Source organism: Pseudohongiella sp., from assembly GCF_040877505.1.
Classification (GTDB): domain Bacteria; phylum Pseudomonadota; class Gammaproteobacteria; order Pseudomonadales; family Pseudohongiellaceae; genus Pseudohongiella.
Genome location: NZ_JBBDNQ010000032.1, coordinates 57,172 through 76,693, shown reverse-complemented (window position 1 = coordinate 76,693; position 19,522 = coordinate 57,172). Strand labels below are relative to the sequence as shown.

At 51.6% G+C, this 19,522-nt stretch carries 19 protein-coding genes; 7 read left to right on the top strand and 12 right to left on the bottom strand.

Features of this window, described 5'->3' with window-relative positions; translation table 11 throughout:
* Window positions 1-106: 106 nt before the first annotated feature.
* The 11 genes from WD071_RS11560 to WD071_RS11510 form a co-directional block, all read right to left on the bottom strand.
* Window positions 107-967 (bottom strand): hypothetical protein, encoded by an 861-nt coding sequence (locus WD071_RS11560; RefSeq protein ID WP_368048535.1) that lies wholly within the window; start codon window positions 965-967, stop codon window positions 107-109.
* Window positions 957-2,669 carry an AAA family ATPase gene (locus WD071_RS11555; RefSeq protein WP_368048534.1) on the bottom strand — a complete coding sequence of 571 codons (1,713 nt, stop codon included), beginning with the start codon at window positions 2,667-2,669 and terminating at the stop codon, window positions 957-959. The genes WD071_RS11560 and WD071_RS11555 overlap by 11 nt, the downstream gene beginning before the upstream one ends.
* An 80-nt stretch (window positions 2,670-2,749) precedes the next feature.
* Window positions 2,750-3,199 (bottom strand): hypothetical protein, encoded by a 450-nt coding sequence (locus WD071_RS11550; RefSeq protein ID WP_368048533.1) that lies wholly within the window; start codon window positions 3,197-3,199, stop codon window positions 2,750-2,752.
* The gene (locus WD071_RS11545) at window positions 3,186-5,270 is read right to left on the bottom strand and encodes a GNAT family N-acetyltransferase (protein WP_368048532.1); all 2,085 of its coding nucleotides are present in this window, start codon (window positions 5,268-5,270) and stop codon (window positions 3,186-3,188) included. The genes WD071_RS11550 and WD071_RS11545 overlap by 14 nt, the downstream gene beginning before the upstream one ends.
* A gap of 162 nt (window positions 5,271-5,432) precedes the next feature.
* Window positions 5,433-5,861: a hypothetical protein gene (locus tag WD071_RS11540; RefSeq protein ID WP_368048531.1), complete on the bottom strand. Its 429-nt coding sequence runs from the start codon at window positions 5,859-5,861 to the stop codon at window positions 5,433-5,435.
* Window positions 5,862-6,255: 394 nt separating this feature from the next.
* Window positions 6,256-8,175, bottom strand: a complete 1,920-nt coding sequence (gene parE / locus WD071_RS11535; RefSeq protein WP_368048530.1) for a DNA topoisomerase IV subunit B — start codon at window positions 8,173-8,175, stop codon at window positions 6,256-6,258.
* A 47-nt stretch (window positions 8,176-8,222) separates the two neighbouring features.
* Window positions 8,223-9,050, bottom strand: a complete 828-nt coding sequence (gene cpdA, locus WD071_RS11530) for a 3',5'-cyclic-AMP phosphodiesterase (RefSeq protein WP_368048529.1) — start codon at window positions 9,048-9,050, stop codon at window positions 8,223-8,225.
* Between the two features lie 3 nt (window positions 9,051-9,053).
* Entirely contained in the window at window positions 9,054-9,617 is a 564-nt protein-coding gene (locus WD071_RS11525) for a DUF1249 domain-containing protein (RefSeq protein WP_368048528.1), read from the bottom strand.
* 3 nt (window positions 9,618-9,620) lie between these two features.
* Window positions 9,621-10,247 (bottom strand): NUDIX domain-containing protein, encoded by a 627-nt coding sequence (locus WD071_RS11520; protein ID WP_368048527.1) that lies wholly within the window; start codon window positions 10,245-10,247, stop codon window positions 9,621-9,623.
* A gap of 88 nt (window positions 10,248-10,335) precedes the next feature.
* Window positions 10,336-11,040 carry a ChrR family anti-sigma-E factor gene (locus WD071_RS11515; protein ID WP_368048526.1) on the bottom strand — a complete coding sequence of 235 codons (705 nt, stop codon included), beginning with the start codon at window positions 11,038-11,040 and terminating at the stop codon, window positions 10,336-10,338.
* 64 nt (window positions 11,041-11,104) lie between these two features.
* Complete coding sequence (locus WD071_RS11510) at window positions 11,105-11,713, bottom strand: sigma-70 family RNA polymerase sigma factor (protein WP_368048525.1); 609 nt, start codon at window positions 11,711-11,713, stop codon at window positions 11,105-11,107.
* 210 nt (window positions 11,714-11,923) lie between these two features.
* Between WD071_RS11510 and WD071_RS11505 the strand changes: the two genes are divergently transcribed.
* Genes WD071_RS11505 through WD071_RS11475 form a run of 7 tightly spaced genes read left to right on the top strand, consistent with a single transcriptional unit; the run spans window position 11,924 to window position 17,345 of the window.
* Entirely contained in the window at window positions 11,924-12,382 is a 459-nt protein-coding gene (locus WD071_RS11505) for a nuclear transport factor 2 family protein (RefSeq protein ID WP_368048524.1), read from the top strand.
* Window positions 12,383-12,440: 58 nt separating this feature from the next.
* On the top strand, window positions 12,441-13,208 hold the full coding sequence (locus tag WD071_RS11500; RefSeq protein WP_368048523.1) for an SDR family NAD(P)-dependent oxidoreductase: 768 nt from the start codon (window positions 12,441-12,443) through the stop codon (window positions 13,206-13,208).
* On the top strand, window positions 13,205-13,972 hold the full coding sequence (locus WD071_RS11495) for a DUF1365 domain-containing protein (RefSeq protein ID WP_368048522.1): 768 nt from the start codon (window positions 13,205-13,207) through the stop codon (window positions 13,970-13,972). Before WD071_RS11500 ends, WD071_RS11495 begins: the two co-directional genes overlap by 4 nt.
* Window positions 13,969-15,333, top strand: coding sequence for a class I SAM-dependent methyltransferase (locus tag WD071_RS11490; RefSeq protein WP_368048521.1), 1,365 nt, complete (start codon window positions 13,969-13,971; stop codon window positions 15,331-15,333). Before WD071_RS11495 ends, WD071_RS11490 begins: the two co-directional genes overlap by 4 nt.
* A 9-nt stretch (window positions 15,334-15,342) precedes the next feature.
* The gene (locus WD071_RS11485) at window positions 15,343-15,888 is read left to right on the top strand and encodes a DUF2878 domain-containing protein (RefSeq protein WP_368048520.1); all 546 of its coding nucleotides are present in this window, start codon (window positions 15,343-15,345) and stop codon (window positions 15,886-15,888) included.
* 19 nt (window positions 15,889-15,907) lie between these two features.
* Window positions 15,908-16,654 (top strand): hypothetical protein, encoded by a 747-nt coding sequence (locus WD071_RS11480; protein ID WP_368048519.1) that lies wholly within the window; start codon window positions 15,908-15,910, stop codon window positions 16,652-16,654.
* A gap of 58 nt (window positions 16,655-16,712) precedes the next feature.
* Complete coding sequence (locus WD071_RS11475; RefSeq protein WP_368048518.1) at window positions 16,713-17,345, top strand: DUF2889 domain-containing protein; 633 nt, start codon at window positions 16,713-16,715, stop codon at window positions 17,343-17,345.
* Here WD071_RS11475 and pdsS read toward each other — a convergent pair.
* Window positions 17,305-19,512: a proteobacterial dedicated sortase system histidine kinase gene (gene pdsS, locus WD071_RS11470; RefSeq protein WP_368048517.1), complete on the bottom strand. Its 2,208-nt coding sequence runs from the start codon at window positions 19,510-19,512 to the stop codon at window positions 17,305-17,307. The genes WD071_RS11475 and pdsS overlap by 41 nt on opposite strands.
* Window positions 19,513-19,522 lie beyond the last annotated feature (10 nt).

Genomic DNA, 19,522 nt, shown 5'->3' with positions numbered 1-19,522 from the left:
GACTCGTATTCGTCCTTGAAACCTAACGCCTCGCTCACCGGACAATTAGAATCGAAGCGAGTAATTTATCCGAGTGAAGCGCTTTGCTATACAACTTTAAGCTATGCTATAAGTATTCAGGTAAAGGGTCATTCTCTAAGTACCCCATGAGTTCATCATTTGCTAAAATCGATCTGTATAGTACAGCATCCCATGAGTTGATAGATTTTTCTTCTTCCATTTCTAGAAATATAGAGAAAAGACACCATAAGCTTTCGCTTTCATTCTCCCGAGAGGCTTTAGCTCTCCGCAGAACACTTATATACCTTGTTTTAAAATGCTCTTTGAATCGATTGAGAAAATCTATTCCTTCCAAATGTGACTTAACAAGCAAACTTAGCTCTTCTGGCAATTCTTCATTAACAGAAATATGAATTGAAGGAGTCGCAAATGGAGTCGTAAAAGTTATTGAGAACAAAGGTCTGTCTACATCATCGAAATAGGGGTGAATGTACCTCTTTTTTCCATCTTCGGTAATATAGCCCGTGAGCTTTTCACCCTGACACCAGTCACACATAGGCGTTAAGTTCAGCAGCAAAACTGAAAGCTCAGGAAACATATCTTTTGGAAGGTAATGATCTAGAGTTCTTGGCCGTCCAGGCTCTCCACAGCTAGGGCAAACAACTAGCCCATTCCGTTTCCGAATGGCCTCCAACTGCAGAAAGGGCAGCTTTCCCTTCTTAGGTGAGTATAAGCCAATCAAGGATTTCTTTCGTTGACTGGCCTCTTCTTCACAATCTGTATAGTCATTAAGATCAAGAGGAGTGAGCATTAATGGATTACCATTTTGCTCTATAAAAATTTCAGCTTGCGCTACAAGGTCATGCGCTATCCGATCATAGAATTGCCTATAGTTACGCCTCTCCGCCAGTATATTTCTCAATACCTCAACGGAGTCTTCTTCGGGAAGCTGTACTTTAGATACCATCAGGCTTCCTTGAATTGAGCAATTTTATCAAAATCTCCTCATTAATCTCCCGCCCAAGCTTGTCAATAATAACCTGGGGGTCGGCATAGATTGCCAGCTGGTCTTGTATCCATCTATCAAACGGCTTAGTAATAGAGTTATCGCCAAAGACATACGAAGAAATTCTTTGCATGTCTCCCCCAAATGTTTCAAAGGGAGGGTGTTCGACTTCGACTATATCATTCTGTTTTCGGTAGACGTGAACACATTTGGCTGGAACCTCCCTAGTAATCGCTAAAGAATGTGTAGCCAAAATTGCTTTAGATGAAAATGCTTTCAAAACCTTTTTAAGAAGCTCAATAAACTCTATCTCAAGTGAAGGATGTAAGAAAAGCTCTGGCTCATCTATCACAACCAAACTGTCTTTCCTTATTTGTCCGACAACGTTAACTACAATATAACAAAACAATCTTTGCCCAGAGCTGATTTCAATTTTCTCATTGTTCTTTATGAAAACCGCACCAGATTCGAATTTAATATATTCATCTAGATTAATTTTCCACTCATCTATTTTCCCAATTACATTCTTATTAATTTTCAGGTATTTATTATCTATACCGACTACGAATTCAGAAAAATCCGGTATCTGATCGAAAAGATCGATATCTTCGATAATTTCAAACGCAATATACTCAAATTCAATCGCTGACTTTAGTACAGAAAGTATAGTTTCGAACTTATTTGTCCAATTTATAAGTTCGCCAAACTTTATATCGTCATAGAGTGATCTTAGAATTGACGACACAGAATCGCTTGCTGGTAGATTTCTACTAATACCTATTCTTTGGTTACCGTCTGGGTCCTCAACAAGCCGACGAAAGCCAAAGTATCTATACGCATTCTTATCTTTCAGGCTGGTCTCGGACAAATCAATTGTAAACTCCTCGAACGGGCTATAAGAGATAAGGATTAATTTAGAAATATTTGGATAATGATCGAATGGTTCATGCTGCATTTCATCAAGCGCAGGCTTGCTACCCCGATCCACGCCAAGCCAGTATTCAACCAAGGACTTTAGGGTATAAGATTTCCCGATCCCGTTTTCACCGATTAGAACGTTAATGTCGTAAGGGAGTAATTCAGAGTTAAATCTGAAATGCACAGGCTCAATCAAACCATCCCTTCTTATAGTATTGAGAGTGAAGTCCTTTATACTCGACTGCTCCTCATTGAACAACTTCCAGCCGTCTTCATAAGCTTTTCTTGCCCCAGCCTCCCGAAGAGGCGATGTGGAAAAATTATCATGCTTGATCAAGCGAATTGCGCTTTGATCCCCTATGATATTCTCGAGATAACCGGCATCTCTTATAAGATTAAGGGCATCTATTGCCTCATCCATTCCAACTTTGGCGATCAACGCGCCATAAAAATCAATATCACTCGGAACCGATACATAATTCAGCTCTGGAATAGGAAAAAACCCTTCCCAGCCCCCCTCACATAGCTCGTTCAGTTTCGTTGGCGAATCAATGTCATTTTCAATTAGAAGCTTTAGACCAAATTCGAAATAATTTTCCCCGTCAACGTACAGGACGGCATTAAGTGTAGTGCATATTCCATAGTCATTCCAATTATTGAATGACAAGGAAAGCATGGTACTTTCAGATAGTAGCTTAGCCGGTGAAGCACGCCAATTACTGCCTTTCTGATACAGCACTTTCATTTATAGCTTATTCCTTTTTTTTAGGCTAACAAATAAGTTGCCTTGTGCTAGCCGCTGAAATTCCACATTCTCAGCATATATTAAGCTTGGGCAGCGCCCTGGGAAAGTAGCATTCCCGTTTTATCTTGGCATAAGTATCTATAGCTTTGAGGAGGCTCAATTTTATTCTTAGACCTAAGCTGCTTTAACGTAACCCTTTGCTCCAAGTCCCAATATTGTAAAATCTCTATAGCCGATGCTAGATCACATCCACTAAAGTACTCCAAAAACTCCTCTCGACTAACCCCGGATTGATTTCCAACTTTCTTCCAAAGTAATAATGGTTTTTCCTGAATGATGTTGCCGATAACAAATGCACCAACCAAACACATGGTCGGGCTTGATTCATAAACTAAAGCCAAATCCCCAGCACTTACTCTGGGGCACTTCCTTCTTAACTCATATATTTTTTCTCCACTAGAGATAAGAGACACATATTTTGGCTTAATCGAGAAAAGTACAGCTTTGTTTTCCACTTTAATTTGTTCCATCAATGTATATATTCATGAACTGCTCATTTGTGATTTTTTTGGGGCCAAAAGGCTGTCCGTTAATTCCATAATTCAAAAAATCTTTTAGTTCAATCGGCCTCTTAAAATACTCAGTTTGATAGAATCTAATGGCCATCACTTTTCCACTAGGATCATCTTTAGTAATCTCCATTAGATTACTCCACTCATAGATACCAAGTCGCTTATATTTTTTGAATAGTTTTTTTGCGGCATCAGTCTCGGAAGAAATAAGCCTTGAGCAAGCACGAATTTCGCTCACTTTATTTGCTCCGTGACTACTTACATACCACAGAATTCTAGCTCCAGCGACCATGTTAAATTTTTTAGGGGATCTGTAATACACATTTTCAATATTAAAGTGCTTCGTAGGATCGGCACCCCATAGCTCTTTTTCAGCAAGAGCTTCATCAAACAAGTGAAGTGCCCAGATAGGCCTAATAGGTATCAAATAGGTAGGAATGTCCCCATCGGTGACTTTAAGTGGCCAAAAAGCTTCCTCATAGAGAGCTGAATTATCTGCCTCAGTCAAGAAGGCAGATAAGTTATCCTTAACTGGCTCAGTTATCTCAGTTAATTTGGCGAAAAATCCACCAATGCTTTTCCTTGCTGTTTCTAAGTCACACTTCATGTTGGCAGAAATTCGGACCCAGCCACCATCCGACTTAATAAAGCCCTTCGCTTGAAATAGATCATCATTTTGGAAACCAGAAACATCATCGGTGTACTTAATAAGCGACACCTGCCCATCTGCATGGGAGAATATTTCTGCCCAAGAAAAATTTTGAGCGATAGTTTTTGATGTTAGATCTCCGTTATGGCGCATAACATCAATTGATAGTTCGTCTTCAACTTTTTTAAAACTTAGAAAAGCTATTTTTTGTTTATTGTCACTTGAGATCAACAGCACTTTATATTGATCGGGGTTTGCTAAAGCAGTTCGCAGTTTAGCCTCTAAAACCTTCCTTTTTTCTCCATGCGAAGGAATGCAAAAATGCTCTGCTATTTCAGTAATTTCACTACTTGACGGGCAACGAACATGATATTGCGTTCGTGAAATCGAGCGAGGTGTATATTTTTCCAAATTCTCAATTTGATCTAGCTGAGTTATGAATTCAACTGGCCTCAACGGCGAAATATTACATACTTCATATATTTCACTAGCTTTATCTAGGATCCCTGTGTCCTGGGTTATAAAGAATTGGAATCCTGCCGCTGCTGAATATGCGATGTGATGTAAATCCGAGCGATCCCTATCGTTTAATTTACTTCCCCACAATGGAGCCAAGGAATCACGGTAATTCTCAAATGAAGATCTTTTAACCTCAACTCTCTCAAAATTATTAGCAAAAGCATTGCTGCGCTTTTTGTCTTCAATATTCTTCTTTCTTTCTGTTTCAACATAAATTTCAGGAGTAACAAAATATCTTACATAAGATGCCATTGTGTCAGAAATTAAAGCAAGTGCTTCCTCATTCTCCGCTTTCTGGGGCTCGCTCATCTTAAACACGATATTGGCATCAAGCACCGCCCAAGTTAGGTCATCATCATTATGCTTAGGCATCATTTCATAGAAGAAATCGGGTATATCAAACTTAAAATACCAGATGGTTAATTCTGAGCCTCCCTTAGCTTTTCCCTGCATATGCCCTACACATTCAAAGCCAAGGCTAGGCCACATTCTACTGATTTCGTAGTCGCTCCTGCATCGAACCTCAATGCCCTTGCAATGGCCATCATCAACTCTACGCCTAAGGGCCTCAAATAGAACCCGAGCACCACCTCTGCCTCGTATTTCATCCGAAATACAGAGATGAGAAATAACGACACGCCGTCTAGCAGACCTGTATAAAAGGTATCCTTTAACTATTCCGCTATCCAAGAGATATAGAATTAAATTCTTTCGGGCATGTTCTTCAAAAGCACCTCTCGGAAACAGGCCTAGTGTAGCTCTATTCTTTTTCCAAATATTGATTGCTGACTCAAACTGTTCTTTAACAGATGAGTCTGCGCTTATACTGAAGTCATGTCTGCTCGGTGAAGTGTCTAACATTTCTTTATGCGTTTCTATTCTTAATAAATGGAGAGTTTTAATGTCCGCTTTGGGCCGAAAACGGATTTACTAAGCCCACTCTATAACGCCCGCAATAAATGGCGTGAGCAACGAGCATCCGGCAGTCGCAGGGAGCGAATTTAATTCGCTTGGTTAGCCATTCTAGACCCACTGATTTTCATAAATCGTTCTTCTAAGCGCTCGGGCGGCGAACAGTGCCATTACTTCTAGCTCTTTTTCCGACTCTTCAGGAGCATCAATCAGCTTCTGATCATCCCATGGGTAATTTACATGCACCCACTTATTTCGATACTTCCGTAGCTTGTGCAAATCAGATCGAAGATCGTCAGCTATAGGAGAACTTTCAATTAGCTCGAAGAGGCTGTTACGTGCTTTCTCGGAATACTCGGAGCGAAGATAGGTTTCGATTCCAGAAACTGCCGTCAGTATTGATGCCAAGCTTGCTCCATGCACAAATGCCTGGTCAGATTCTCGCACAATAAAAGAGCACCACTCTGACAGGATGACCCCGCCTTTTAACAGCTCTTCATCAAGCGAAACTATGTGGTTCCAGCGTTCTTCTTCGTTCACATAGCTAACATTTATATCGTGTACAAGCACGATTCCTGGTCATTTCTGCACGCTATCTCAATACAGCAAAACAACGGCCGTATCAGCTAAATTATTGAGTCGAACCAACATCTCAAAAACTCTGGGCTATAGAGCGTCAATATGAGAGCGCACACCTATCCGGATACGCGTACCTACCTGCTATCTCCGACCTGATGGCTTGTTGGCTCTTCAACCACGCTACCAACCTCAGGTGCTATCGCGTATTTGACAAGTAGGGAGTCAGGCCATTGACCGATATCAACAGATTCAAGGGGATAGCACAAGTAGCCATAGGGCTAATATGGGGCTAATTGCGACGAGGGACACGTTTTTAGGGGAGCAGGCGCCCTGACGGGCACCCTTTCACAACTGTTTAGTCGACTTCCGCCAAATTCCCATACTCCTCCAACCAACTCTTCCGATCCCCCGCCCTCTTCTTCGCCAGCAACATATCCAGCGCCTCATCGGTGGTGCTATTACCAGCAACAACATCATCATCAGGCAACGTCAGCTGCACCAGACGCCTTGTATCGCGGCTCATGGTAGTCTCACGCAGCTGCAATGGGTTCATCTCACCCAGCCCCTTGAAGCGCTGTACGTTGACCTTGACGTTTTTCTTTTCGGCGGCGATGCGGTCCAGAATACCGATACGCTCATCCTCGTCCAGTGCGTAGTGGACGTCTTTGCCGGCGTCGATGCGGTACAGGGGGGGCATGGCGACGTAGATGCGGCCGGCGGCGACTAGGGGTCTGAAATGTCTGATGAACAACGCGCACAGCAGGGTGGCGATGTGCAGGCCGTCGGAGTCGGCGTCGGCGAGAATGCAGATCTTGCCATAGCGCAGCCCGGTGATGTCATTGGCGCCGGGGTCGACGCCAAGTGCCACGGAGATGTCGTGGACTTCCTGGGAGGCGAGGATTTCGTTGGAGTCAACTTCCCAGGTATTCAGGATTTTGCCTCGCAGCGGCATGATGGCCTGGGTTTCACGGTCCCGCGCCTGTTTGGCGGAGCCGCCCGCTGAATCACCCTCTACCAGAAACAGTTCGCCCGCCATCACATCCTGCGTTGAACAGTCGGCAAGTTTGCCGGGCAGCGCGGGGCCGCTGGTCACACGTTTGCGTTCCACCTTTTTGCTGGCACGCATGCGGCCCTGGGCGTTGTTGATGCACATCTCGGCCAGCAGTTCGGCGTCGGCGGTGTGCTGGTTCAGCCACAGGCTGAAGGCATCCTTGACCACGCCACTGACAAAGGCGGCGCTCTGGCGTGACGACAACCGTTCTTTGGTCTGTCCGGAGAACTGCGGGTCTTTCATTTTGGTGGAAACCACATAACTGCAGCGATCCCAGATGTCTTCCGGGGTCAGCTTGACTCCGCGCGGCATCAGGTTGCGGAATTCACAGAATTCGCGCATGGCATCCAGCAGGCCCGTGCGCAGGCCGTTGACATGGGTGCCGCCCTGCGCCGTGGGAATCAGGTTGACGTAGCTTTCCTGCAGCAGCTCACCGCCCTCCGGCAGCCATAGTACGGCCCATTCGACCGCTTCGTCATTGCCTTTCATGTCACCGGCAAAAGGCTCTACCGGCAAGGTAATGGAATCACCGGTGCCTTGCAGCAGGTAGTCGATCAGCCCGTCCTGATACAACCATTCTTCGCTCTGGGCTTTGTCTTCATCAACGGTGTTGTCGATAAACACCACGCGCAGGCCCGAGCACAGCACGGCCTTGGCGCGCAGCACATGTTTCAGGCGGGTGATGGAGACCCTGGCGGAGTCAAAATATTTTTCATCGGGCACGAAGCGCAGCGTGGTGCCGGTCTGGCGCTTGGCGACGGTGCCGATCTGTTTCAGCTCTGTGGCCTTGTCACCGTTCTCGAAACGCATCTGGTGCACTAGGCCATCACGCCGGACAGTGACTTCCACGTAGTGCGACAAGGCGTTAACCACGGACACGCCGACACCGTGCAGACCGCCTGAAAAGTTGTAGTTCTTGTCGCTGAACTTGCCGCCTGCATGCAGGCGCGTCATGATCAGCTCGATACCGGAAACTTTTTCTTCCTTGTGAATATCCACCGGCATGCCACGGCCATCGTCTTCGACTTCGATGGCGCCGTCTTTGTGCATGGTCAGGGTGATGGTTTTGGCGTGACCGGCCAGGGCTTCGTCGACGCTGTTGTCGAGCACTTCCTGTACCAGGTGATTGGGCCGTGTGGTGTCGGTGTACATGCCGGGACGTTTGCGCACCGGGTCGAGCCCGGTGAGTACTTCAATGGCATCGGCGTTGTAGTTGTTGCTCATATCCTGCTTCTTACCTTGTGTTTTTGCTCTGGCCGGAGAATGGCCAATCAGTAGCCACCGGCCTGTTCGTCCACCTTGACTTCGTAGTCCTGCAGGCGCTCTACCTGGGTCTCAATGCGACCGTCAGGGTGCAGATCAAACCAGCGGTAGGCCGGGCTGCGCAGATCCAGGGCAAAATCCTCGACACCGGGTTTGAACTGGATACAGGTCGACGGTGTACAGAAAAAGCGCAGGCCATGTGCTTCGAAGTCCAGAGTCTGATGAATGTGGCCATAAACAATACCACGCACATGATCATGGCGCTGGAGAATTTCAATCAGGGCATCTGCATTGTGCAGACCAATGTCCTGCATCCAACTGGCTGTGCCCGGCACCGGGTTGTGGTGCAGGCATACCAGCGTATGCATCAGTGTGTCATCGTTTGCCACGCTGGCCAGGCTGGCCTCCAGATGCGCCAGCTCATGCGCTGACAACAGACCATGTACTTCACCCGGCACGGCGGTATCGAGCATGATGATCTGCCAGTTGGCCAATTGTACGCGTTCGACAAATGCTGCCTTGAAGGCCGGCGTGCTGAGCATCCCGGAGCGCCTGTCATGGTTGCCGGGGATCCAGCTAAACGGGGCGGGAATGCGGGCCATGGTGTCGGCAAAGCGTTGGTAGGCTTCGGATGAAGCGTCCTGGGCGATATCGCCGGTGGCCACTATCCAGTCGGGTTCGGGCTGCTGGCGGGCGATCAGATCGACAACACGAACAAAGCTGTCCTGCGTGTTCAGACCAAGCAAGGCTGCATCCGGATTCCTGAACAGGTGCGTGTCAGTAATCTGCAACAGTCGTAACGGCTTTGCCCGATATTCCCCTGAAGGTTTCTGCATAATCTACCCGATACAAAGAAAATCTGCTGTTCGTGCACTGATGCCTGAACTCAAGCACAGGCGCAGCCACTCTGCCAGAAACTCATTGATCTGCCTCTTCTCATCCTGATGATACATGTCGCCGTTGGGAACAGCACACCGGGCCGGAATCTGTCGATGGCCCTGATAGCTGATCGGTTCGGCGGTATTGGCGTCGTGGTACATCCTGACCACAATCACGGGTGCCGGACTCCAGGCAGGAAATCCACTTTGCACCTGAATTTCGATGGTGCTGGTGTATGCAAATGCCTCTACCAGACTCACTTTGATGCGAATCGGCGGTCGGCCAGCATGGCTGGGCTTACTCCGGCGGTCGGAGCCTATCAGGAACTCCCATTCTTTTATGTCGTCCAGTTCACATTTCGGACAATCCGGATCAAGTTTTCCACTCTGCCCCGCTCTTCCGGATTCTAGAGCAGGGATCAACCGTAGTAAACGAATATAGTTTTCGTCACAGGTCTGCATGTAAGCGGTCAGATCGACGCGGTAACGCGAGCGCGCCTGGTGTTTGTCGAGAATGGCTGCCATCGTCTATTCAACCACCGTCGCACCGATGCCGGCCCGCTTGAGCCGCAGCCATTGCAGGGCAATGATGGCCATCGCATTATTGATACGTCCGCACCGCAACGCTGCCCAGGCATCGTCAAAGCCCAGTACAACCACCCGGATGTCCTCATTCTCGTTGGCCATGCCATGAAATCCGCCCGCCTGTGCGGCATCAACCTCGGCGTAGAACAGACTGATGCGCTCGGTGCTGCCACCGGGGCTGTTGAAATAGTGGCAGATAAACTCAGGCGCTGCGATAGTCAGACCGGCTTCTTCAGTGACTTCGCGTCGCGCCATTTCCTGCGCCGACTCGCCCTCATCGATAATGCCCGCCACCAGCTCAAGCGCCCAGGGACTTTGATCCATGCTATCCAACAGGCCGACCCGGAACTGCTCTACCAGCACCAACTGATCATTGACCGGATCAAACAGCAGCACACCGGCCGCCTGATCGCGACGGAACAACTCGCGGTTGAAATCCGGGCTCCAGCCACCGGCAAACAGGCGATGACGCAGCACAATACGGTCAATGGCAAAAAAGCCCTGATAGGCGGTATCTCGGCTGACAATCGTCACATCCTGACGATCGTAGACCGGTCGATAAGAGGACATCGGGATTCCTGTCACTGCTGCGGCAGTGGATGCTGAGTGATTTATCTTAACAGTCAAACAGCATTATGCCGCAGCAAACGTTCCGGGGCTAGTTGCTCAGACTTGACAGGCGATACTGGACCAGGGGCTCAAGCAGGCGATACCAGATGGAGCTGGGCTTGACCGGTTTCTCCAGGCTGACCAGACAAATGCAGTCGGTATCAAGCGTTGCCGTTGGCTGGTGACGTTCCCCCACGTGGCGTACAACAAAATCACCCTTAACGTACTTGCCTTCGGCATCGGAGAAACTGCCTTTCAGCAATACCGTAATCTCTTCACCCCGATGCTCATGCTCAGGCATGCGGCCACCGGCTTTGATATCGTAAATGGCGGTCTCGCGTGACTTCTCACCGATATTCACCGGCGCAATACGCAGAGATTTGCCAAACTGCGCCCATTTCAGGCCGTGCAGGCCATCGGCGGCCAGCTTTTGCACCACACGGGGCAGGCCCGACGTGTTAGCCGGGCTGATACGGGCGGCCTCAGCCGCGGCCGGCGCGACCGCCGTGTTATCTGCACCCGCGTCACCGGTTTCGATGCGCGCCATCAGCTTGTCGAAGCCACCGTCATCGGCAGCCACATCCGGCTCCAGACGGACCATCAACTGGCCGCCAAGATCACTTAGCTGCTGTGCATGACTGCGGCATTTTGAACAGAATTCCAGGTGCGCCGCGACACAGATCGCCTCGGACAACGGCAGATTGCCGGCAGCAAAGTCGGTCAGAAATTTAGCGTCAGGATGAAAAGAAACCATAGTATTACCTGAAAGTTGAGTCCCGTTTCGGGCGAATCTCTCTGAGTATGTGTAATTTGTGTGTCTAACGGTCTATCAGTATCTGCATTTTGCTAAGCGCCAGCCGGATTCTCGATTTCACTGTTCCCAGCGGCAAACCAAGTTCCTCAGCCACTTCGCTGTGTGACTTGCCTTCCATGAAGGCTTTATACAGCACCTGAACCTGCTCATCCGGCAAAGACGCCATCGCCTGCTTGATCACCTGTTCCGACCGGCGTTGCTGCAGATCAACCAGGGGTTCGGGCGATTCCGGCTCATGCCAGATATCTTCGATATCAATTTTCCTTTCGTTGCGGTCATTACGACGAATGAAATCAATCCGGGTGTTTCTGGCAATGGTAAATATCCAGGTGTTGACACTTGCCTTGCTGCTATTAAAGGACGCAGCTTTGTTCCACACCTTGATCAGGACTTCCTGGGTGATCTCCTCGGCCTCAGACCTGTTGGCACCCGCCCCCATGCTTTTCAGCAGGAATGCCCGAATCATGGGTGTAAAGTGCCTGTACAGTGCCTGGAAGGCCACCCGGTCGCGTGCTACCGCCACCCGCCTGACATTTTCTGCCCACGGATCCGGCACTGAGCTACGCCCCGGCTGCACACTTGCTGTCTTTTCCATGTCGTCGTTATTGTCCACTGATAATCCGGTCTACCTGGCTGATTTACCGCGATTTTTAAGCTTCTCGCAGGCTTTTACGCCGCTATCGCCGACGCGGATCACTGTTGCTCGTTTACTGACGGTTGTCCGTCGGCAGTCGGGTAACGTTGATCCAGCGATATGGCCCACTCGTATTCAGAGGAACAAGCATACGCGCGTTCTGCGACGGCCGACAAGCGAGAGTCAATCATGGCAAGCGACATGAATACAGTGAGCAGCAACCTGCGGGCGGCGCTGATCAGTGACTTCAAGGATTTTTACCGGACCCCGGACATCGCCGGGCTTGAAGGCATTGACCGTATTTATACCCAGGACGTTGAACTTCGGGACCCGATACACGCAGTCAACGGACGCCTGGCATTAAAAAACTATCTGCGCGGCATGTACGAAGGGGCTCATGAAATGAGCTTCCGCTATCTGGACGACCAGATCTCCGAGCATACGGCTACCATCACCTGGGTTATGCGCTTCAGTCATGGCCGCCTCAACGGTGGCAAACCGATTGACGTCACTGGCGTGACAGTGATCCACTTTACCGACCGGATTTATTATCAGGAAGATTTTTACGACATGGGCGCCATGCTCTACCGCCACATCCCCGTGCTGGGATCCCTGATTCGCTTCATCAACAAGCGCCTGGCAGCCTGAAATGCCGACATGCTGAGGTCATCACCACCACTCGGCTACAATAAGACGGAGCACGAACATGCAAATATGGATTACCGGCGCAGGTTCAGGTATCGGCAAAGCACTGGCCTTGCGTTACGCAGCGGGCGGGCACCATGTTGTGATCAGCGGCAGAACGCTGGACAAGCTGGAGGCGGTGCGGGATGAGGCCGGGTCACTGTCCGGCAGCATCATGCCCATGACCTTTGATGTCACCGACGATCATGCGACCGGGAGCAGCAGCGCACAGTTGGCAAACCTGGTGTCGCATCTGGATCTGGTGATCATGAACGCCGGCGCGTGTGAATACATCAAAGGCCAGACGCTTGAACCTGACATGTTCCGGCGCGTCATGGATGCCAATTTTTTTGGCATGATCAACACCACGAATGCGGCCCTGCCATTGTTGCGCAAAGCCCCGCAGCGCCCGGTGCTGGCCGGCGTCTGCAGCCTGGCCGGATTTATCGGTTTCCCGCGCGCAGAAGCCTACGCCGCATCCAAAGCCGCCAGCCGTTACCTGATGCATTCCCTGCGCATCGACTTCAGTGATTTTGTTGACGTATGCGCCATCAATCCGGGTTTTGTCGAAACCCCGATGACCGAGCGCAACGACTTCCCCATGCCCTTTCTGATGACCGCTGATGAGGCTGCGGGTCGTATTCAGGAAGGCCTGAAAAAGCGTCCGCGTGAACTCAATTTCCCGCGCCGGCTAACTTTGATGTTGCGCCTGGCGCAGCTTTCCGGTGGCCTGTGGTATGCCCTGATGTCCCGGCAGCGGCAAAAACAGATGCGGAAAACCCCAGCATGAGCAAGCGCTTCCCTGCCGAGCACAGCGCAATTTACACCGGCACCGTGCGCCATCGACGCCTGGGTCGGGTGCTGCATCATTTTCGTTATCGGGTGTTCATGATGTATCTGGATCTGGATGAATTGCCCACCGTGCTGTCACGCAGCCGCCTGTGGTCGGCCAAAGGACCGGCGCTGGCGTGGTTTCGCCGTCGTGACTATCTGGACCCGGACGTTGAGTCGCTGGATACCGCCGTGCGCCAGCGCGTGTTCGCGGCCAGCGGTGAGCATGTGAGCGGCCCGATTCGGGTGCTGACCAATCTGCGCTACTTTGGTTACCTGATGAACCCGATCACCTGTTATTACGTGTTCGACAGCCAGGACACATTGCGTTTTATTGTCGCCGAAGTGACTAACACGCCGTGGGGAGAAAGTATCCCTTATGTCATCCCCTGCGATCCGCAAAGCGATGTCTGCCAGCATCAGTTTGACAAACAGATGCACGTGTCGCCTTTTATGCCAATGGACATGCAGTACCGGTGGTACAGCACCACGCCGGGCGACACCCTGAATCTGAATCTGCAGAACTGGCAACTGGGCAGGCAGGCGTTTAATGCCAGTCTGTCATTGCGACGCCAGGAGGCCACTGCCGGCAACCTGAACCGCATACTGCTGCAGTTTCCGCTGATGACCGCAAAAGTGGGTTTCGGCATTTACTGGCAGGCACTGCGCCTGTGGTGGAAACGGGTACCGATACACGCACATAGGAGAATAACAGCACCATGAAATCACCAGGCAACCGCCAGACCGGGTCGGTACAGACAGGCACGCTGGCTCAGAACTTTAATCTGGGTAAAGCGTCCGATGCCAACAGGACAACTGCCAATCATGTCATGGCGCTGGCCAGCGGCCAGCAGAAGCTGGCGCGCGGCCTGCTGTTCCGCCAACTGCACAAAATCACCAAAGGTCGTATCGTCATCGATGAGGGGCACGAGGTGCATCAATTCGGCGAGAACGGCGATGACGTGTTGACCGCTCACCTGGTCGTCACCGATCCTGCTTTTTACCAGGCGGTGGTGTTTAATGGCAGTATCGGAGGCGGTGAGTCCTATATGAAGGAGCACTGGCACACGCATGACCTGCTGCCGCTGGTGCGTATCATGGTGCTGAACATGTCAGTGCTCAAAGGCCTGGACCGGGGCAAGTCCCGCATCGCCCTGTTCATGAACAAGCTGTTGCACCTGCGCAATCGAAACTCCGTGGCGGGCTCACGTAAAAATATCTCCGCGCATTACGACCTGAGCAATGATTTTTTTGCCACCTTTCTCGACCCCAGCATGATGTACTCATCGGCAATCTTTCGTGATGACACCCAGACGCTGCACGAAGCCTCGCTGAACAAACTCAGCCATATCTGCGAACGGCTGCAACTGACAGCAGACGACCACTTGCTGGAAATCGGCACCGGCTGGGGCTCGATGGCGATTCACGCCGCCAAGCACTACGGCTGCCGTGTGACCACGACCACCATCTCACGCGAACAGTACAATCATGCCCGCCAGCGTGTTATCGAAGAAGGCCTCGAAGACCGCGTGGAGTTGCTGCTCAATGACTATCGCGACCTGCAAGGTCAGTACGACAAACTGGTCTCCATTGAAATGATCGAGGCCGTGGGCCACGAATACTTTGCCACCTACTTCGCCAAGTGTTCCTCACTGCTTAAACCATCGGGACTGATGCTGATTCAGGCCATCACCATTTCCGATCAGCGTTACGAAGACGCCAAACGCACCGTGGACTTTATTCAGCGTTACATTTTCCCCGGCGGCTGCCTGCCCAGCAACAGCGCCATTGCTCATCACGTGGCCCGCGACACCGACCTGCAGATTGTCGGGCTGGAAGATATTACCCAGGACTATGCCATGACCCTGGCGCGCTGGCGCAAAGCGTTTCTGGAACGTACCCGCGATATTCAGGCCCAGGGCTTCGCCAACGACTTCATTCGCATGTGGGACTACTATCTGGCCTACTGTCAGGGCGGTTTCATGGAGCGGGTTATCCACACCGCGCAGATCGTCATGGCAAAACCTGACTACCGGATGGCGCCGTTGCACGCGCGTATTCAGCCAGCCGGCGCTGGACAGTAGGTGACCGCTGTGGCCACTCGTCCGGTCCTGCTGTTCGGCAAGCTCCATTTGTCGGAGCGTCAGTTTATTGTGTTCAATGCCGCCGTTTTTCAGGTGGCGTGGCCAGTATGCGTGCTGGGTGGTTCGTGGATTGCCGCAGCGTTGACCGTGCTTGTTGTGGCCCTGCACCTGAAGGCGGTGCCCGACACCCGGCGCGAAAGCATTTTCCTGCTGCAGTGCGCCGCCGCCGGATTCATGTGTGATCTGGCACTGATACAGATTGGCGTGATTGATACCGGCGGTCATCTGCCTCCGGTCTGGCTGACCTGTCTGTGGGTGCTGTTCGGCACCACCGTGGGTTATGCACTCAGATTCTTTCATGGCCGGCTGGCACTGTGCGTTGCCGGCGGCGCCATCTTTGCGCCCCTGTCGTACTATGGTGGCGCCAGGCTGGCCAACGTCATCCTGTTTGAGCCGACCTGGGTCGCCATGCTGATTATTGCCCTGGTGTGGTCGGTGATATTCCCGTTGCTGATCCATTTTTATACCGTCAACAAGATCAAACCCGCACTTTGAATTCTGACAGGAGGATGCTGTGAAAAAACTGTTGCCTGGTCTGTCATTGATGAGCGCACTTGTGGCCGTCTGCCCGGCTGCGGCTGCAACCGACGAGACCCAGCCCTGGGCCATCGGCACCGCCTGGTCAACCGACAAATCGGAGATCCTGTACCGGGAGGTTCACTTTGCCGGGGATCCGGATCATGACCTGACCACGCGCGTGGAGTATCGTCGCGACAATGATGAGGTGTTCGCCGAGAAAGACATCGACTATTCGGTATCAACTACCGCACCGGCGATTTCACAAATCGATCACCGCAACCAGGCACGCATTGTCACCCGCCATCCGAACCCGGAACCCGGCCCGGTGGTGGAGCTGGAGGTCCGCCCCCACGACAGTGACGAAATCCGCACCCAGGCGTTTGACTACGAAGACGGCCTGATTATTGATGCTGGCTTTGACCCGTTCATCCGTGAGCACTGGGACCGTCTTGCTGAGGGTCGCCGCGTCACCACCGACTTTCTGGTGCCCGCGCGCATGGATACCGTGCACATCAGTATCAGCAAGACCGATAACAGTGAATGCAATTTCCCGTCGCAGAACATGCATTGTTTTGTGATCAAACCTGCGGGCCTGCTGCGCATGGTGAGCTGGTTTGTCGATCCGATCAGGATCGCCTATGACACCGAATCGCGTCGCCTGCTGATGTTTGAGGGCGTCAGCAACCTGCGCGACGATGCCGGCGAGCCACGCAACGCGCTGATACATTTCGAATATTTCTGAAAAAACGCCAGAGCCGCTTTTGCTGTATAATCCTCCGCCCTTAGCGGAGGAAAGTTTAATGCCATTGACACAAGCGGTACGGCGCGAACATATCCATACGCGCCAGATCAACTTCACCGGATTTGAGCGCGAAGACGGCTGGTTCGATATCGAGGCGCACCTGATCGATACCAAAACCTACGCCTTCAGCAACAACTGGCGTGGCAGCATTCAGCCCGGTGAAGCACTGCATGAGATGTTGCTGCGTGTCACCATCAACGACAAGTTTCAGATTCAGGACATTGAGGCGGCAACAGACAACAGCCCGTTCTCCATCTGCCCTGACATCACACCTGTCTACAAGGCTCTGATCGGCGTAACCATGGGCCCGGGCTGGCGCAAAGTCATCCGCGAACGGGTGGGCGGCATGCAGGGCTGTACGCATCTGACCGAGCTGCTGTACCCGATGGCAACCGTGGCGATTCAGACCATCAAGCCACTGCAGAATCACCGGCGCAAACTGGCGGACTCTGACAGCAAATCACATGTCGGACGGCCGTTTGTGCTCAATACCTGTCACGCCTGGGCCGAATCCTCACCGGTCGTCAAGGAGAACGCACCCGACTATTATGTACCGCCGGGAGAGAGTGAACGCATCAAGCTGAAAGCGCTTAGCGATGCGGATCCGGTAGCAAAGGAATCAACAGAGTAATCGCCACACCTTCAAATTCGGCAACATTTTCCGCGCGAATCTGCCCCTGGTGAAATTCAGTCACCAGGCGGGCAATGTGCAGCCCCATGCCCAGGTGCGGCTCGCGCTGTTTTTCCTGTGGCCGCACCGAGATCATGGAATCAAACAAACGGCCCTTCATTTCCTCTGGCAGATACGGACCGTAGTTTGTCACTCGCAACACCGCCCTGTCCCTGATGGCCCGGCAAAAGACGGTAATCGGCTTCTTCGGATAACTGAATTCGACCGCGTTGGCGATCAGTTTGTCCATCAACTGCGCAATATACTCCGGTACGCCATTGATCATCGCGGGCCCTGCCAGATCAGATTTAATGACGACATCCGGGTAGGCCAGGCGATAACCTTCCACACAGCCGGCAACGACCTTCTCCAGGTCGATCACCTCTTTCTCAGACGTCTGCAGCATCTGCTCCAGACGTGTCGCTTCACTCATATTGGTGAGGATCAGGTTCAACCGGCTGATACCCTCTTCTGCCCGCTGAATGTAAATCGACGATTCCTTGTCATGAGCGGTCATGCCCAGATTTTCCAGCGATGAGCGCACAACAGTGACGGGCGTTCGCAGCTCATGTGACAGGCGCGATGACATATTCTCCAGATAATTGGTGTACTGCCCCAGCCGCTCAACGATATTGTAGAAGCTGCGCGACAGATCACCTATTTCGTCAGAATTGCGGCTGGCCACGATGGTGTTTTTCAGGCGGCCGTTGTCATCAATAATATTCTCGGCCTGATTGCGCAGCGCCCGTATTCTTGTGGAAATCCTGGAGGCAAAAAAGAACAGACCAAACGCCACCAGCAGCATGACACCAAGAATGGTATTGAACAGGGTTTCCAGCGCCTGGTTACGGAACGTTCGTATGCCATTCATGTTCTGATCAACCACCACCGCGCCCATGATCGCACCGTCGGCGTAGATCGGATACGCGGCTTCCAGTATCCGGGTCTGATCATCATCAATGGCACGGAACTGGGTCATGGGCTCACCATCCAGGGCGGCACTCAGATGCGCGCCCGCCAGCGTGCTGCCGATATACAGGTCATCGATAAAGTCATTGGACGGCTTGGTCAACACCCGGTAATAAACGGGATGCAGAATATTATCTTCAATATATTGCCAGTATTTATTGATGGGCTCCGAACGTGGCTCCGGCGCAATGCTCAGCCCGCCGGCAGACTGAATATCGCCCACACTGAGCAGTACCCGGCTGCCCCGGTCCACCACCTGTATTCGCGAATTTGTGTGGCCCATGCCCTCGACGATCTTGTCAATTTCCGGCGTCGGCCGCAGCAGGGATCCCAGACGCTGTGGATTGTTGACATCGGAAGTCGCCACCACGGCGGTGACATCACGCAAATCAGGATTATCGACATCATAAATCGCCAGGCCAAGCTTGTCGCCCAGCATTGTCAACGGCATGCGCAGCTCTACGATATATCCATCGTCGGTTTCGTACCACTGCCCGCTGATACGTTCTTCATGGGTCAGCGCGCCGATATCCCGAAGGTCATCACCGATTTCATAAGCGTAAATAAATTCCGGGCTACGCGGCGAGATCACGTAACGTTGCAGCTGATTGTCGCGCGTCACCATGGACACTTGCAGGAAGTCACTGCGGTGAATGCTCAGACTGTCGGTTGAGCGATATACAATGTTGTTGTCCACTACCTTCAGGTAGGCGTACAGAAACCGGTTGTGCTCACCCAGCAGCAGCTTGAAGTTCAGCGACTCATCGTTGTGGTAGTAGCGGGAGAATTCACTTTGCGGGTTCAATTGCGTGGCGATGGTATTGGCACGCCCATAGGACAATTCATAACGCTGATAATCGCGCCAGTCGATCAGTGTATTGTCATCCAGCGATAACGGCGAATATATGGGGTAGACATACAGGTTCTCACTGCGCCGGGCCGGACTGAAGGTGCCTTCATCAAACAGCTCCGGCCGCTCGTTAAGCGCTGTTGCCAGCGCCCGCGCGGTGCCCAGCACGACCTGCTCCTGGCCGCGGCGCAGATAGTCTTCCATCTCCAGGATGTATTGGTAGCCCAGCCAGGGTATGACCAGCAGAAAGCTGGACAGAAAGACCAGCTTCGAGCGAATACCAAACGGATTTTTCAAGGCGCCGGCCATGTCTGGTCCT

Coding starts and splice junctions, on each gene's coding strand:
- WD071_RS11560 (WP_368048535.1), bottom strand. CDS start 967: ATGGTATCTAAAGTACAGCTTCCCGAAGAAGACTCCGTTGAGGTATTG.
- WD071_RS11555 (WP_368048534.1), bottom strand. CDS start 2,669: ATGAAAGTGCTGTATCAGAAAGGCAGTAATTGGCGTGCTTCACCGGCT.
- WD071_RS11550 (WP_368048533.1), bottom strand. CDS start 3,199: ATGGAACAAATTAAAGTGGAAAACAAAGCTGTACTTTTCTCGATTAAG.
- WD071_RS11545 (WP_368048532.1), bottom strand. CDS start 5,270: ATGTTAGACACTTCACCGAGCAGACATGACTTCAGTATAAGCGCAGAC.
- parE (WP_368048530.1), bottom strand. CDS start 8,175: ATGAGCAACAACTACAACGCCGATGCCATTGAAGTACTCACCGGGCTC.
- cpdA (WP_368048529.1), bottom strand. CDS start 9,050: ATGCAGAAACCTTCAGGGGAATATCGGGCAAAGCCGTTACGACTGTTG.
- WD071_RS11525 (WP_368048528.1), bottom strand. CDS start 9,617: ATGGCAGCCATTCTCGACAAACACCAGGCGCGCTCGCGTTACCGCGTC.
- WD071_RS11520 (WP_368048527.1), bottom strand. CDS start 10,247: ATGTCCTCTTATCGACCGGTCTACGATCGTCAGGATGTGACGATTGTC.
- WD071_RS11515 (WP_368048526.1), bottom strand. CDS start 11,040: ATGGTTTCTTTTCATCCTGACGCTAAATTTCTGACCGACTTTGCTGCC.
- WD071_RS11505 (WP_368048524.1), top strand. CDS start 11,924: ATGGCAAGCGACATGAATACAGTGAGCAGCAACCTGCGGGCGGCGCTG.
- WD071_RS11500 (WP_368048523.1), top strand. CDS start 12,441: ATGCAAATATGGATTACCGGCGCAGGTTCAGGTATCGGCAAAGCACTG.
- WD071_RS11495 (WP_368048522.1), top strand. CDS start 13,205: ATGAGCAAGCGCTTCCCTGCCGAGCACAGCGCAATTTACACCGGCACC.
- WD071_RS11490 (WP_368048521.1), top strand. CDS start 13,969: ATGAAATCACCAGGCAACCGCCAGACCGGGTCGGTACAGACAGGCACG.
- WD071_RS11475 (WP_368048518.1), top strand. CDS start 16,713: ATGCCATTGACACAAGCGGTACGGCGCGAACATATCCATACGCGCCAG.
- pdsS (WP_368048517.1), bottom strand. CDS start 19,512: ATGGCCGGCGCCTTGAAAAATCCGTTTGGTATTCGCTCGAAGCTGGTC.